Genomic DNA, 14,288 nt, shown 5'->3' on the forward strand with positions numbered 1-14,288 from the left:
TGATGGGTGAAGCCGTCTTTCGTCGTAGACGAAGACCGCGGCAGGATCGACAGCCAATCAGCAGCCTCCGATCAGTCGAGTTGGCTCTCGCTCGAAGCACCAGAAAACACGTTTTTCAAAGAAGAGGAGTTTGATGAAAGCGCTTTTAAAAATGACCACAGCCATGGCATTCGCCGGGACGGCTCTGCTGGCCGCCCTGCTCGCCGGTTGCGCAACCGAAACCTCGCAAGCACTGCCGGTGCAGAAAGTAGAAAGCGCGAGCCTTCCCTACACCGGCGTGCGCACGCCCATCGCAGTGGGCAAGTTCGACAATCGTTCGGCCTACATGCGCGGCGTGTTTTCGGACGGTGTCGATCGCCTCGGCGGTCAGGCCAAGACCATTCTGATCACGCACCTCCAGCAGACCAACCGCTTCAACGTGCTCGATCGCGACAACATGGCCGAAATCAAGCAGGAAGCCGTCATCAAGAACACCGCGCAAAAGCTCAAGGGCGCCGACTACGTGATCACAGGCGACGTGACCGAATTCGGCCGCAAGGAGACCGGCGACCAACAGTTGTTCGGCATCCTCGGTCGCGGCAAGGAGCAGGTCGCCTACGCCAAAGTCAACCTGAACGTGGTCAACATCTCCACGTCGGAAGTCGTGTACTCGGTTGGCGGCGCGGGTGAATACGCGTTGTCGAACCGCGAAATCATCGGCTTTGGCGGCACCGCCAGCTATGACTCGACGCTCAACGGCAAGGTGCTGGACCTGGCGATGCGGGAAGCCATAAACAATCTGGTCAGGGCTATCGACAGCGGCGCGTGGAAGCCGGGTGCGCAATAAGACGGAACCACGAGAAATCAACGGGGATAACAACAATCATGAGCAAGACGTTTGCAATGTCGAGAACGGTGGCAGTCGCTGCCGTCGGCGGGGCGCTGCTGGCCGGTTGCGCTGCGCCGAGCAAGCCGCTGTACCAGTGGGAGGGCTATCAGCCCCAGGTCTACAAATATTTCAAGGGTGAATCGAAAGAAGCGCAGGTTGCGGAACTCGAGAAAGGCCTGGAGAAGATCAAGTCTGACAACGGCGCGGCGCCGCCGGGCTATCACGCCCAATTGGGCCTGCTTTATTCGAGCCTGGGCAAGGACGACCAAATGGTCCAGGAATTCCAGACCGAGAAGGCGCTGTTTCCGGAAGCGGGGGCGTATATCGACTTCCTGATGAAAAACGTCAAAAAGGAGTCCAACTGATGGCCAAGCGCTTTCTGAAACTGTTTGCCGCCGCTGGCCTGGTTGCCTTGATGGCCGGTTGCACGGCGCCGGTCAGGAACGTGGATTACTCGGCCTTCAAGGCCAGCAAGCCGCGTTCAATCCTGGTGTTGCCGCCGCTCAACGAATCGCCGGACGTCAATGCGACCTACGGCATGCTGTCGCAGGTGACCGTGCCGCTCGCCGAGGCCGGCTACTACGTGCTGCCGGTTGCGCTGGTGGACGAGACCTTCCGCCAGAACGGCCTGACCGTCGCCGGCGACATCCATGGCGTACCGGCTGCCAAGCTCAGGGACATCTTTGGCGCCGATGCCGCGCTGTACATCACCATCACCAAATATGGCACCAAGTACATGGTGCTCGACAGCGCCACCGTCGTCGCGGCCGATGCCAAGCTCGTGGACCTGGTGGGCGGCCAGACGCTGTGGACCGGCCATGCCAGCGCCTCGAGCAACGAAGGCAATAACNGGCGGCGGCTTGATCGGCATGCTGGTGGTGGCCGCCGTCAAGCAGATCATCAACAGCGCGACCGACCAGGGCTACAACATGGCCGGCGTGACAAGCGCTCGCCTGCTGTCGGCCGGGAAGCCGGGCGGCATTCTCTACGGTCCGCGTTCGCCCAAGTACGGTACGGATTGACACTCTGCGCGGCGGCTAGGCCGGTTCCATCGGTTGGCTAGCCCGCCCCAGGTGGCGCCTGTTGCCCTGAAAACCGAGGCAACAGGCGCCCATCTTCAGCAATAGCAGTCGTTATGGAAATCCCACCGAGGCTGAGCGTCGTGCCCGTCGGCGTCTGGTCCGGCGCGTGATAGGTCTCCGTAAGCATAAAACGACGCTGCCCAACGGCAAATGAGCCAGGACTGCCGGCCGCAGGCGAACCGCCTCCTGCGTCAAGGGGGCTCCCGCCGCCCGAACCCGCCGCCTGCCCGCCGCAGCCGCTCCTCCCCCGCCATCGCTCGAAATACACCCCTTTCTCTGCCTTTATCCGCCGATCGTCGATTGACCTCGGCGGGAATAATCGATGTCAGTGGGAAACGGTCTGTCACCGCGCCCGTATCGAGGCGTCCCGTGGCAGGCAGCGGCGGCTCGGCAAGACCGGACGAGCCGCGCTGTCGGAAGCCGTCATGCCAGATACGAGCACGATAAAAGTCGTCAACCTCATCGGGGGTCTAGCTTGAACATTCGTAAATTCATCGGTGCGACGAGCCGCGACGCACTGCGCCTCGTGCGCGAGGCCCTGGGCGCCGATGCGGTCGTGCTGTCCAACCGCACGATGGACGACGGCAGCGTGGAGATCGTCGCGCTCGCCGACAGCGACCTCGCCTCGATCGCGCCGAAGGCCGGCGCCGCGTCCGGCATGCCCGCGCTGCCCGCCGCACGATCCTCGTCGTTCGCGCAATCGAATCCCTACGCGAGCGGGATGCCCGATGTGTTTTCCGCCGTGTTCGGCGCGAGCCCGGAAGTCGGGGCGGACGTCGCGCAGGGCGCTGCGGTTTTGGACGCCGCCAAGCCGGCCGCTTCGCCGGAAAGCACCGATGCGGCGGACGCCGATCGCGACTGGCAAGCGCCGGCATCGTTCGAGCCGCGCGCCGGCTCGCGCGGCGAGCAGAACCAGGAAGCGCGCGCCGACGACATCGCGCCGCGCCTGGACACCCACGCCGGCCCGGCCCCGAAAGCCCCGAAGGCCCCGGCCCGCGCGGCGGCCGCCGAGCCGCTCGTCACGCGCGCGCCCGAAATGCCGCGCACGATGGCCGAATCGAATCCCTGGCTGATCGATCACGCGCGCCGCATCGCCGCGCAGAAGACGCAAGGCAATGCCGCGCAAGCCTCGAAGCCGCACGCGATGACGCCGGCCGCCGCCGCCGCGAAGGGCCTCGGCGCGCCGGGCAAGGTCCTCACCACCGAAGAGCTGGCCGCCGCCGCGCAGCCCGACTGGGCTCGCGAAGCGACGCAATCGGCCGCGCGCCGCGCCGCCGCGCGCCTCGGCCTGCCGCGGTCGGCGGTGGTCACGCCGGCCGGCGAAATCGACGGCGCCACGAGCTCGATGGCCGAGACGATCCGCGCGCGCGTCGAGCAGATGGTCAACGAGACCGTGATGAACGAGCTGTCGTCGATGCGCGGCATGATGGAAGAGCACTTTGCCGGCCTGCTGTGGGGCGACCGCCAGCGCCGCAGTCCGACGCACGGCGCGCTCACCAAGCACTTGTTCGCAGCGGGCTTCTCCGCGCAGCTCGTGCAGATGGTGGTCGACAAGATGCCGGAGGTCGCGGACATGGACGCCGGCATGGACTGGGTCAACACGGTGCTCGCCAACAACCTGCCCGTGCTCGAGAACGAAGATGCGCTGATGGAGCGCGGCGGCGTGTTCGCGCTGATGGGCCCGACGGGCGTCGGCAAGACGACGACCACCGCCAAGCTCGCAGCGCGCTGCGTGATGCGCTTCGGCGCGAGCAAGGTGGCGCTCCTCACGACCGACAGCTACCGGATCGGCGGCCACGAGCAGCTGCGCATCTTCGGCAAGATCCTCGGCGTCTCCGTGCACGCGGTGAAGGACGCGGCCGACCTGCAGCTCGCGCTCGCCGAGCTGCGCAACAAGCACATCGTGCTGATCGACACGATCGGCATGAGCCAGCGCGACCGCATGGTCTCAGACCACATCGCGATGCTGTGCGGCGCGGGCCAGCCGGTGCATCGCCTCCTGCTGCTGAACGCGACGAGCCACGGCGACACGCTCAACGAGGTCGTGCAGGCCTACCAGAGCGCGCCGGGCCAGCCGGAGCTCGCTGGCTGCATCCTCACCAAGCTCGACGAGGCGACCAACCTCGGCAGCGTGCTCGACACCGTGATCCGCTACAAGCTGCCGGTGCATTACGTGTCGACGGGCCAGAAGGTGCCGGAGAACCTCTACGTCGCCACCAAGAAATTCCTGATCAAGAGCGCGTTCTGCATTCCGCGCGACGGTTCGCCGTTCGTGCCGGAAGACGACGATGTCCCCGCACTGCTGTCGGCGCTGTCCGCGCGCTCGACGGCCGAGCTCCACGAGGTTCGATTTGGATAAGGTCATGATCGACCAGGCAGAAGGACTGAGGCGGTTGTTGAGCAGGAGCGGTTCGCGCGTGGTGGCGGTCACGGGCGGATCGAGCCACGTCGGGCGTACGTCGACGGTCGTGAATCTCGCCGCGGCGCTTGCGGCGCAGGGCAAGGACGTGCTCGTCATCGACGAGTGCCTCGGCGAGAACTCGGTGTCGGCGATGCTGGGCGGCGTTTCGAGCGCGAGAGGCGCGGGCGGTTTCAACGCCGTGATGCGCGGCGAGATGCCGATCGAAGAGGCGGCGGCGCGGCATCCGCTCGGCTTCTCGGTGCTGGCGGCGGCGCGCCACCTCAGCGAGGGCTGCGCGCCCGAGCAGTTCGGCGCGGTGCTCGACGGACCGGCCGACGTCGTGCTGATCGATGCGCAGCTCGACCGGCACGGCGCGCTGTCGGCGCTTGCGATGCGCGCGCACGACGTGCTGATCGTCACGCGCGTGGCGGCGCTCGCGATCACCGAGGCGTATGCGTGCATGAAACGGCTGCACTACGCGCACGCGATCGGGCAGTTCCGCGTGCTGCTGAATCACGTATCGAGCGTCGCGGACGCGCACACCGCGTTCGAGAACCTCGCCGACGTCGCGGGGCGGTATCTCACGGTGCAGATCACGGACGCGGGCTTTGTGTCGTCCGATCCGCTGATGGAGCGCTCGTTCGAGCTGTCGCGCTGCGTGGTCGACGCGTTTCCGTCGACGCCCGCGGCGCGCGACTACCGGCATCTCGCCGCCGAGATGCTCTATTGGCCGATGCGCGCGGTGACGTTCTCGCGCGCGCCGCACGATGCGGCAACGCAGCCGGCGGCGACGGCGGTGCCCGCGGGCCTGCCGCAGGCGCGGCACGCGGACAAGCCGTCCGCGCAGCACGCGTGAGACGAAGGGACGAAGCCCGCCGAGGGCCTGGAGTAAGTGCTCTGCACTAACTCCAGACAACCTCGGCATGGGATCGGAGTAGGCGCTGAAGCGCCAACGCCGATCGACAGGAGAACACGATGTACAACGCTCAAGGCAAGATGTCCCAGGAGGACGTGCTGACGCAGTACGCGCCTCTGGTGCGCCGGCTCGGCTTGCAGCTCGTGGCGAAGATGCCGGCGAGCGTGGACCTGGACGACCTGATCCAGGCCGGGATGATCGGCCTGCTCGACGCGGCGAGCCGCTACAAGGAAGACCAGGGCGCGCAGTTCGAGACCTACGCGAGCCAGCGCATCCGCGGCGCGATGCTCGACGAGCTGCGCAGCAACGACTGGCTGCCGCGCAGCCTGCGCAAGACCTCGCGCGAAGTGGAGTACGCGGTGCACCAGGTCGAGCAGCAGCTGGGCCGCTCGGCGAGCGAGACCGAGGTCGCGCAGCAATTGAAGATGCCGCTCGATGCGTATCAGTCGATGCTGCAGGACCTGCACGGCAGCCAGCTCATCTACTACGAAGACTTCGACCGCTCCGCCGACGACGAGCCGTTCCTCGACCGCTATTGCGTCGACCATTCCGATCCGCTCTCGGCGCTGCTCGACGAGAGCCTGCGCTCGGCGCTGATCGAAGCGATCGATCGCCTGCCCGAACGCGAGAAGCTCCTGATGTCGCTCTACTACGAGCGCGGCATGAACCTGCGCGAGATCGGCGCGGTGATGGAAGTGAGCGAATCGCGCGTATGCCAGCTGCACAGCCAGGCCGTGGCGCGCCTGCGCACGCGGCTGCGCGAAATGGCGTGGGCTAGCGCGGAAAACTGATTCGACGGCGTGCCGCAGCGGGGTCGATGCAACGTCGATGCCCGGTGCGCCGGAGCAGGATAAATCCCCAACAAGCATGGAAAACGAGAAGCGCGGCAAATGGCTGCGCTCTTTGTTTTATTCGCGCGCCGGATACCTTATCTCTAAATGAGCCTTTTGGTAAATGGCATTTTCGCCAAGCGTGCCCGCGTGCGGAAAGGTTTGTCTATTGCCAATGGACAGCGAATTTAGATATCGTTGGAATTGCCTACTTTTTTGATCTGTATCGACTTAAGTCGATCGCTATTCCCGTGTCGGCATATCAAAAAACTGACTGTGCATAAATTTCTGTTTTTGGGATTAGGGCGATGCTAAATTACGGTCGCTTTGCATTTCCGATAATCGCGATACTGAGGGTATTCAAAATGCTTAAATCATTCGTGCGCCGTTCGTGCGCCGTCGCGCTGCTGTCTGGCGCATTCGTTTCCGGGCTGGCGTGCGCGCAAACCGCCACGACCGGCACGATCAATTTCACCGGCAGCGTGACTGCGGTGCCGTGCGAAATCGATACTGCTGCCACGTCCGGCACGGTCACCATGGCGAAAGTCTTCGCCAACGACTTTACGGCAGTCGGCTCCACGGCCGGCACCACCAGCTTCAAGATCGCGCTGAAGAATTGCGGTACGGCCACCAACGGCGCCACCGTCACGTTCACGGGCACTGCCGATTCGGACAACGCCACCGCCTTGAAAACCAGCGGCGGCGCGACGGGCGTCGCACTGCAGCTCGTCGACGACAGCGGTACGCCGGTCAGCGTCGGCTCGGCGTCGAAGACCTACACGATCAGCGAGGGCAGCAACACGTTCAACTTTGCCGCCCGCTACATCGCGACGAACGCCACGATCGGCAGCGGCAACGCCAACGCGACCGCGCTCTTCGCCCTCACCTACAAATAACCGGGCTGGCGGGCCAGGCCGGCCGCCGCCAAGCACGCGGCGTATGCCGCGTGAAACCTCGGGAGATGTTTCATGCGTTTTTCCAGAATCGCACAAGCGGCCGTGGCCGCAACGATCGCGCTTTCCAGCCTCGGCGCCCAGGCCGGCATCCAGGTGGGCGGCACCCGCGTCATTTTCGACGCCAAGAGCGACAAGCGCGAAACCACGCTCGCCGTGCGTAACAAAGGCGATACGCCTTACGTGGTCCAGGCCTTCATCGACGACGGCGCGGGCGACACGAAGAACATGCCGTTCACCGTGACGCCGCCGCTGGTCCGCCTCGAAGGCGGCAAGGAGCAGCTGCTGATGATTCGCCGCGTCGAGGGCAAGACGCAGCTGCCGTCCGACCGCGAGTCCGTCTTCTGGGTCGACGTGAAGGAAATCCCGCCGACCGACCGGAGCCTGCAGAAGGACGCCAGCGCCCTGAAAATCGCCGTGCTCACGCGCGTCAAGCTCTTCTACCGTCCGGCCGGGCTCACGGGCAACGCCGCCGACGCGCCCGCGCAGCTGAAATGGTCGGCGGTGCCTGGCCAGAACGGCCGCGGCGCCGCGCTCAAGGTCAGCAACCCGACGCCTTACCACGTCACGTTCTCGACGATCGAAGTAGACGGCGCGCAGAAGGAAAGCATCAACGCCGACATGGTCGAGCCGCAAAGCGATCTGCTGATTCCGATTCCGGAGCGCGCGGTGTCGAAGGTGGGGCCCGTCAAGTTCAGCTACACGACCATCAACGACTACGGCGCCGTGACGCCAGCTACGCAGGTGACGGCATCGCCTTCGGCCGCGCGGGCCGCATCGCAGTAGGTCTCTCGTGCCCCGGCGCGCCGCGACAGGCCGTCGGCCTCGCGGTGCGGCCGACGGCTCCTTCCGAATACGCGACATCGCTTTGGCGGTCGCGTTTTTCGCGTATTCGCTCGGCGCGCAGGCGCAGCAGAAGCTCGACTTCGACCCGGCCTTTCTGGAGCTGGGTGGCGGGCAGGGCGCAGCGGACCTGTCGATGTTCGCCACCGGCAACCGCCTGCTGCCGGGCCGCTACCTCGTCGATGTCGAAGTCAACGGCGAGCTTGCCGACAAGCGCGAGATCGCCTTCATCTCCGACGAGCCGGACGCGACGGCGCACGACGCCGTGCCTTGCCTCACGCGCGACATGCTCGCCGAGTGGGGCGTCAATGTCGCGGCGTTCCCCGAGCTGGCGCAAGCGCCTGCGGACGAATGCGTCGAGATTGCGCGCACGATTCCCGATGCGAAAGTCGCGTTCGACAGCTATCGGCAATTGCTCCAGGTGAGCGTGCCGCAGGCGGCGATGAAGCGCCGCGCGCGCGGCTGGGTCGACCCGTCGAAATGGGATCAGGGCATTCCCGCTGCGCTGCTCGACTACCAGCTGAACGCCGCGCAGTACGCCGGCAGCAACTATAGCAACTCGCCGTCGCGCACTTCGCTCTACGCGGGCCTGCGCGGCGGCGTCAACTTCGGCCCCTGGCGCCTCGCGTACGAGTCGTCGTTCCTGCGCGGGCTGAACGGCGCGAGCCAGTTCGAGCTGATCGACACCTACCTCACGCGCGACATCGTGAGCTGGAACAGCCGCCTGACGGTCGGCGACGGCACGACGCCATCGAGCATCTTCGACGGCTTCCAGTTCCGCGGCGTGCAGCTCGGCACCGACGAGAGCATGCTGCCCGACAGCCTGCAAGGCTATGCGCCGACGATCCACGGCGTCGCGCAGACCAACGCGCAGGTGACGGTGCGGCAGAACGGCTACGTGATCTACAACACGTTCGTGCCGCCGGGGCCGTTCACGATCGACGACCTCTACCCGACCTCGTCGTCGGGCGACATGGAGGTGACGATCACGGAGGCCGACGGCCGCGTCACCAAGTTCATCCAGCCGTACGCAGCCGTGCCGCTGCTGCTGCGCGCCGGCTCATGGCGCTACAACGTGACCGCGGGCCAGTACCGCGACGGCATCGCCAACACGCATCCCACGTTCGGCATGGCGACGCTCGCGCACGGCCTGCCCGGCGAGTTTTCGCTGTACGGCGGCGTGATCGGCACCGACATGTACCAGGCCGCGCTCGCGGGCATCGGCAAGAACCTGGGGCGCTTCGGCGCGGTGTCGTTCGACGTGACGCACGCGCGCAGCGAGACCAATCTCGCCGATACGAACGTGGTCACCGGCAACTCGTTCCGCTTCCTCTACGCGAAGACGTTCGCCGGCAGCGGTACGGACGTGCGCGTGCTGGGCTACCGCTATTCGACCTCCGGCTACCGCAGCTTCGCCGATGCCGTGCAGCTGCGCGACGGCACCGAATCGCTCGCGCTCGGCGCGAAGCGCGCGCGCGTGGAAGGCACGATCAATCAGCGTCTCGGCGGTTTCGGCTCGGTGTACGCGACCATCGGCACGCAGAGCTACTGGAACGGCGGCGGCACGAGCGAGCTGTTCCAGGTGGGCTATACGGGGCAGGCCGCTCGCGTGTCCTACGGCGTCTACGGCACGTACAACAAGGGCAACGGCGTGCCGACGAGCTGGAACGTGTCGCTCTCGCTGTCGGTGCCGCTCGACGTGCTGTTCGGCCGCGGCAACCTGCCGGGCGGCGGCAACAGCCAGGGCGTCACGTACTTCGCGAGCCGCGACAACGAGAACCGCCTCAACCAGCAGGCGACGCTGTCGGGCACCGCAGGCGATAACCAGCAGTTCAACTACAGCCTGAGCGCGGCGCACTCGAACGAATCGTCGGCGAGCGGCACGGCCACGGCGAGCTACCTCGCGCCGTTCGGGCGCTACGACCTGTCGGTGGCGAGCGGCAGCGGCTATACGCAGGCGGCCGTGACCGCGGCGGGCGGCGTCGTCGTGCACGGCGGCGGCGTGACGTTCTCGCAGCCGCTGGGCGAGACGGTCGGCTTGGTCGAGGTGCCGGGCGTGCGCGGCGTGCGCTTCGAGACGAATCCGGGCGTCGCCACCGATGGTGCGGGCTACGCGGTGATTCCTTATCTGAATCCGTATCGGATCAATCGCGTCACCGTGAGGACGCGCGGCCTGCCCGAGGACGTCAGCCTCGACAACCCGGTGCTGGAAATCGTGCCGACGCGTGGCGCGGTGGCGGCGGGGACGTTCGAGTCGAAGGTCGGGCATCAGGCGATGTTGATGCTCAAGGGACCGGACGGCAAGCCGGTGCCGATGGGGGCGATGGTCGAAAACGACGAGGGGCAGGAGCTTGGCGTGGTCGGCATGGATGGCGCGGCGTTCGTCAGCGGGCTGCCGGCGTTGACGGGGCAGGTGGTAGTCCATTGGGGCGCCGAACGTGAGCACGCATGCCACATCACTTATTCTCTGCCGCCGGTCAAGTCGAATGGCGACGCTTATCCGCAGATCGAAGGGACGTGTCAGCCCTAGTGGCGAAGCACGCTGCGATCTCGCCCGGCGTGCGGGACGTGGAAGCAGGCACGTTGAACTACATCAAACGAATGAGGCATGCGATGCGCTTATTGAGGGAAAAACGAAGGATATTCGGCGGGCTCGCGCGGGTGTTGCAGCGGTGCTTGCTGCCATTGGCGCTGGCCGCCGTGACGCCTTGCGCGTACGCGATGGACTGCACGGCGTCGAACAGCACGCTGATCACTATGCCGACGCTCAAGATTGCCGCCGACGCGCCTGTCGGCGCGACATTGTGGAGCAAGCAGTCGATACCGTTTTCAGCCAACTGCACGACCAACCTGCTTTCCTGGCCCGGCGAAGGATACGTGTGGCGGCGTAGCCTGGTTCTGTCGGCGTATGGCCTTGAGTTCGTCCTGACCTACAAAGGCAATTCAGGAAGCGGTGCGGCACAGATCGATATGGGCACTTACATCAGCGACGGCACGGTTGTCAGCGGAACGGTGGATCTGACGCTGCGCAAGACGGGGGCGACGCCCTCTAGCGGCACGGTCACCTCGGGGGATCTTTACGCGTTCACAATCGATGGCACTACCGACAACGGCAAAGCCCCGCACTACATACGCGGCTTGAGCAACATCAGCTTCACTTCCTACACCTGCGACATCGACACCGGCTCGCGCAGCATCAGCGTGCCGCTCGGCGACATGCGCGAGGACAAGTTCACCGGTATCGGCACGACCTCCCCGGACAAGACGTTCCACATCAACTTGAACTGCACGCAGCCGTCCGGCACGTACAACGTGGCGCTCACCTTCAACGCCACGGCGGACAGCTCGCACGCGCCGGGCGTGCTCGCGCTCACGTCGGACGCGAACTCGGCAAGCGGCGTGGGCATCCAGCTACTGATGAACGGCACGCCGGTGAGCTTCAATACCGCGCTGAGCGCGGGTGTGGCGACGGCGAACACGACGCTCTCGATCCCGATGACGGCGCGCTACTACCAGACCGCGTCCGCCGTGAAGCCCGGCAAGGCCAACGGCATCGCGACCTTCGTGGTGTCGTACAAGTAACGGCGGCGCACGTTCGCGGCGAACGGGCGCCGCCGCGGCTCAGCGGAAAGCGGCGGGGCTAGACGCCCGCCATGCGCCCATCCGGCCCGTACACGGATGCCTTGTTGGCAGCCCCGCGCAGGATCGCGAGCGCACTCTGGTTGTAGTTCATCCGCACGCGGATCATCAGGCCGTTGTTGGTGTTGGCGCGGCGCGCGCGCTGCACGACGGCCTGCAGGAGCTTCCAGTGTCCGGCGAGCCGCTCGTCGTTGGCGGCGGCCAGCTCCATGCCTTTCCAGCCCGGCGGAAAGCCGAGCTCGCGCAACTGCGCGTCGCGCGCTTTTTCGAGCGACGCGAGCTGGCCGGTCAGCTCGTTCTTCTTTTCGATGATGGCAGGCAGCATCTCGAGCGGCGAAACGGCCGCGAGCGCCTTCTCTTCATACGCGAGCAGCGAGGCGAACGCCTCGACCGTCGCGTGTTCGTCGATCACAGTGGCAAGCAGGGCATCTCTCATGGCAACTCGCTTTGCGTCCTAGCTTCAGCTTTGCATGGGACCGAGTCAGTGCTGAAGCACTGACTCTGGTCGACAAAAACAAAAGGGGTTCGCGTGCTGCACGCGAACCCCGGCGCTGGCATGCCGCCCGACAGCTGCTGCGATCAGTGCATGGCTCAGCCGCCGGTCGACGGGTTCTTCTGCAACAAGCCGCGCGCCGTTTCCAGCACGCCGTCTGCAATCTTGCTCGTGTCGATCTTCAGCGTGCCGTCCTTGATGGCTTGCTTGATCGACTCGACTTGGGCCGTGTCGATATCGGCCGAGCCTGACGCGGCGAGGCTGCGCAGCGACGACGACAAACCCGACAAGTTCACGTTCGCATCGCCCGCGGCACCGCTCGCGCCTTGCGCCGGTGCTTTCGGCGCGCTCGATGCTGCAGCCGTGGCGCTGTCGCCCTGCTGCGTGCGCTGCGCACCGTCTTTCAACGCCGGCAGGCTCGAATTGGTGGTGGAATCGATTTTCACGATTGGCTTCCCGAATGATTTGAGTGTGATAACGGCACACCCGAATCAAACTTTAGCGCAATCGTCGATTCCCTTTTCCGCCGATCCGGCCCCGCCAAACCGCGGGATTCGGCCCTTTTCCTTCCACGTCAGAGCTGAATCTCGACCGTTCCTCCGTCCTTCACCACGCCCTGGATGATCTGGCCCGCCACGGTCTTCACGCGCACGGTCTGCCCGGGCGAGGCGTTGTTCATCGCGCTGCCTTCCGCCGAAATCGAGAACCCTTGCCCGACTGCGACGATCCGCACCGTCTGTCCGACCGTCACCGCTGACGCGCCCTTCAGGATGTCCTGACGCAGCGGCAGCCCTTCCGAGATGCGCACGAGCGCCGTCGCGCCCACGGCCTGCGACGGATCGGTGATGACGGCCTGCGGCAGCGCGGTCAGGTCGCCGTCGCGCACGACGAGGTCGGCGGCCGAGAGCACGTCGCCGGGCGAGAGCGGCCGGGCGGCGAGGTAGTAGGTGCCCTGCACCGCGACGCGCGCCTGCAGGTAGAGCGTCCACGGATGGTCGCCGACGCAGCGCACGCCGACCATCGTGCGGCCCCACATGCGCGAGCCCATCGGCATGAATGGTTCGAGCGAGGCGCAGGCGGCGAGGCCGCGCGGGAAGACCTGGTTGACCTGGATGGCGACGCGGCCGGGCAGGCCCTGCGCCTGCTGCTGCAGGAACGCGATGGCGGTCTGGCGGATCGATTCGCCGTCTTGCTGGCCGGCGGGGGCCGGGGCGGCGATCTGCTGCGCGGGGCGGGCAGGCTGCTGCGCCGCTGCGCGCGCGACGGCGGCAGGCGCCGCCGGTGAGGCGGGGGCCGCCGCCGCAGCCATCGTGGTTTGCGCAGGCGCAGCCGAGGCTGCATTGGCCGGGCGCGCGGTGCGCACAACATAGTGCGGGTTCGCGCCGGACGCGATCTCGGGCGGCTCGCCGCGTGCGGAAAGCGGATCGATCGACACTGCGTCGGCGGGCGCGCTCATCGCGACGGGCTGCGCCGCTTGCCGCGCGGCGTACGGCGCCGACGCCACGATTACCGGAATCATCTGGCGCGGGGTGACGGCGGCGCTCTCGCGCGGCATCGCGTTGTTGATGGCGGGCGTGCTTGCGGCCGGGCGTTCGACGGGAGCGGGAATCGTGACTGCCGGCACGTTGTTCGCGTAGCTGTTCGCAGCGGCGCCTTGCGCGCCGCGCTCGCCGGGGCCGGGAATGACGATCGCGCCGCTTGCGGCGGCGGCGTTCGCGAAATCGTCACCGCGCGAGGCGCTGCGTGTCACGGGCGTGACGGGCGGCGCTGGGGGCACGGGCGCCGGCGCCGAAGCCGTCATGCCGGCGCTCTGCGCCATCGCCTGCAAGGCGGCGGGGTTGGTCTCGCCGGGGCCGGGGATCACGATCGGTCCGCTGCCTGCCTGCGCCTCGGTCTGCGCGGCGGCAAGCGCGGGCAAGCCGCCGCATGCCGCGAGGCAGGCGCTCACGAGCGCCCAGCGCCGCAGGGTCCGCGCCGCGCCGGCCCGCGCACGGCGCGGGTCCGCACCTCGGGTGCGGTCACGGCGCGTGACGTCAGTTGCAGGCCAGAACATCGCGAATCTCCATCGGAATACATCGGTACGCCTCGCATTCTAGAGACCGGGCCTCACGCGCAAACGTTGAATAGAGGGGCGCTTCCCCGGTTATTCGTTCGATTGCCTCTTGCGCCGCGCTCCTAAGATGCAGTTCATGTCAAAAGGCCCTCTTGCCGGCGCATCCGGCCGGGCCCTACGAAACGCCTGCGAAACGCTTTCGACGGAGAA

At 66.4% G+C, this 14,288-nt stretch carries 14 protein-coding genes and 1 pseudogene; 10 read left to right on the top strand and 5 right to left on the bottom strand.

The features are described from left to right. Positions 1-151: 151 nt before the first annotated feature. The 6 genes and pseudogenes from FAZ69_RS09835 to FAZ69_RS09860 all read left to right on the top strand — a co-directional run bounded on the left by FAZ69_RS09835 (position 152) and on the right by FAZ69_RS09860 (position 6,058). Positions 152-826 carry a CsgG/HfaB family protein gene (locus FAZ69_RS09835; protein ID WP_136894896.1) on the top strand — a complete coding sequence of 225 codons (675 nt, stop codon included), beginning with the start codon at positions 152-154 and terminating at the stop codon, positions 824-826. Positions 827-864: 38 nt separating this feature from the next. Next, the gene (locus FAZ69_RS09840) at positions 865-1,233 is read left to right on the top strand and encodes a DUF4810 domain-containing protein (protein WP_136893831.1); all 369 of its coding nucleotides are present in this window, start codon (positions 865-867) and stop codon (positions 1,231-1,233) included. Beyond that, a pseudogene (locus tag FAZ69_RS09845) lies at positions 1,233-1,890 on the top strand (DUF799 domain-containing protein). Before FAZ69_RS09840 ends, FAZ69_RS09845 begins: the two are co-directional and overlap by 1 nt. Positions 1,891-2,425: 535 nt before the next feature. Beyond that, a complete protein-coding gene (flhF, locus tag FAZ69_RS09850) occupies positions 2,426-4,309 on the top strand; it encodes a flagellar biosynthesis GTPase FlhF (RefSeq protein ID WP_136893833.1) in 1,884 nt (627 codons plus the stop codon). Beyond that, positions 4,302-5,207 carry a MinD/ParA family ATP-binding protein gene (locus FAZ69_RS09855; RefSeq protein WP_136893835.1) on the top strand — a complete coding sequence of 302 codons (906 nt, stop codon included), beginning with the start codon at positions 4,302-4,304 and terminating at the stop codon, positions 5,205-5,207. The genes flhF and FAZ69_RS09855 overlap by 8 nt, the downstream gene beginning before the upstream one ends. Positions 5,208-5,326: 119 nt before the next feature. Continuing rightward, positions 5,327-6,058: an RNA polymerase sigma factor FliA gene (locus tag FAZ69_RS09860; RefSeq protein WP_136893837.1), complete on the top strand. Its 732-nt coding sequence runs from the start codon at positions 5,327-5,329 to the stop codon at positions 6,056-6,058. Positions 6,059-6,413: 355 nt separating this feature from the next. Here the strand turns inward: FAZ69_RS09860 and FAZ69_RS33815 are convergent, their stop codons facing one another. Beyond that, positions 6,414-6,635 carry a hypothetical protein gene (locus FAZ69_RS33815; RefSeq protein ID WP_240702209.1) on the bottom strand — a complete coding sequence of 74 codons (222 nt, stop codon included), beginning with the start codon at positions 6,633-6,635 and terminating at the stop codon, positions 6,414-6,416. On the opposite strand from FAZ69_RS33815, the gene FAZ69_RS09865 reads away from it, so the two are divergent. The 3 genes from FAZ69_RS09865 to FAZ69_RS09875 all read left to right on the top strand — a co-directional run bounded on the left by FAZ69_RS09865 (position 6,529) and on the right by FAZ69_RS09875 (position 10,423). Next, positions 6,529-6,993: a fimbrial protein gene (locus FAZ69_RS09865; RefSeq protein ID WP_240702201.1), complete on the top strand. Its 465-nt coding sequence runs from the start codon at positions 6,529-6,531 to the stop codon at positions 6,991-6,993. The genes FAZ69_RS33815 and FAZ69_RS09865 overlap by 107 nt on opposite strands. A gap of 72 nt (positions 6,994-7,065) precedes the next feature. Then, positions 7,066-7,836 (top strand): fimbrial biogenesis chaperone, encoded by a 771-nt coding sequence (locus FAZ69_RS09870; RefSeq protein ID WP_136893841.1) that lies wholly within the window; start codon positions 7,066-7,068, stop codon positions 7,834-7,836. A gap of 82 nt (positions 7,837-7,918) precedes the next feature. Next, a complete protein-coding gene (locus FAZ69_RS09875) occupies positions 7,919-10,423 on the top strand; it encodes a fimbria/pilus outer membrane usher protein (RefSeq protein WP_240702168.1) in 2,505 nt (834 codons plus the stop codon). A 58-nt stretch (positions 10,424-10,481) separates the two neighbouring features. Here the strand turns inward: FAZ69_RS09875 and FAZ69_RS33820 are convergent, their stop codons facing one another. Further along, positions 10,482-10,664 carry a hypothetical protein gene (locus FAZ69_RS33820; RefSeq protein ID WP_240702169.1) on the bottom strand — a complete coding sequence of 61 codons (183 nt, stop codon included), beginning with the start codon at positions 10,662-10,664 and terminating at the stop codon, positions 10,482-10,484. Between FAZ69_RS33820 and FAZ69_RS09880 the strand changes: the two genes are divergently transcribed. Further along, positions 10,651-11,475, top strand: a complete 825-nt coding sequence (locus FAZ69_RS09880) for a fimbrial protein (RefSeq protein WP_240702170.1) — start codon at positions 10,651-10,653, stop codon at positions 11,473-11,475. The genes FAZ69_RS33820 and FAZ69_RS09880 overlap by 14 nt on opposite strands. 58 nt (positions 11,476-11,533) lie before the next feature. Here the strand turns inward: FAZ69_RS09880 and FAZ69_RS09885 are convergent, their stop codons facing one another. From FAZ69_RS09885 to flgA, 3 genes are all read right to left on the bottom strand, one after another. Beyond that, entirely contained in the window at positions 11,534-11,968 is a 435-nt protein-coding gene (locus FAZ69_RS09885) for a flagella synthesis protein FlgN (RefSeq protein ID WP_136893843.1), read from the bottom strand. A 155-nt stretch (positions 11,969-12,123) separates the two neighbouring features. After that, the gene (gene flgM, locus FAZ69_RS09890; RefSeq protein ID WP_136893845.1) at positions 12,124-12,471 is read right to left on the bottom strand and encodes a flagellar biosynthesis anti-sigma factor FlgM; all 348 of its coding nucleotides are present in this window, start codon (positions 12,469-12,471) and stop codon (positions 12,124-12,126) included. Positions 12,472-12,599: 128 nt separating this feature from the next. After that, on the bottom strand, positions 12,600-14,078 hold the full coding sequence (gene flgA / locus FAZ69_RS09895; RefSeq protein ID WP_136893847.1) for a flagellar basal body P-ring formation chaperone FlgA: 1,479 nt from the start codon (positions 14,076-14,078) through the stop codon (positions 12,600-12,602). Positions 14,079-14,288: the final 210 nt, after the last annotated feature.

The sequence above is a fragment of the Trinickia terrae genome (genome assembly GCF_005144415.1).
In the GTDB taxonomy this organism is placed as follows: Bacteria; Pseudomonadota; Gammaproteobacteria; order Burkholderiales; family Burkholderiaceae; genus Trinickia_A; species Trinickia_A terrae.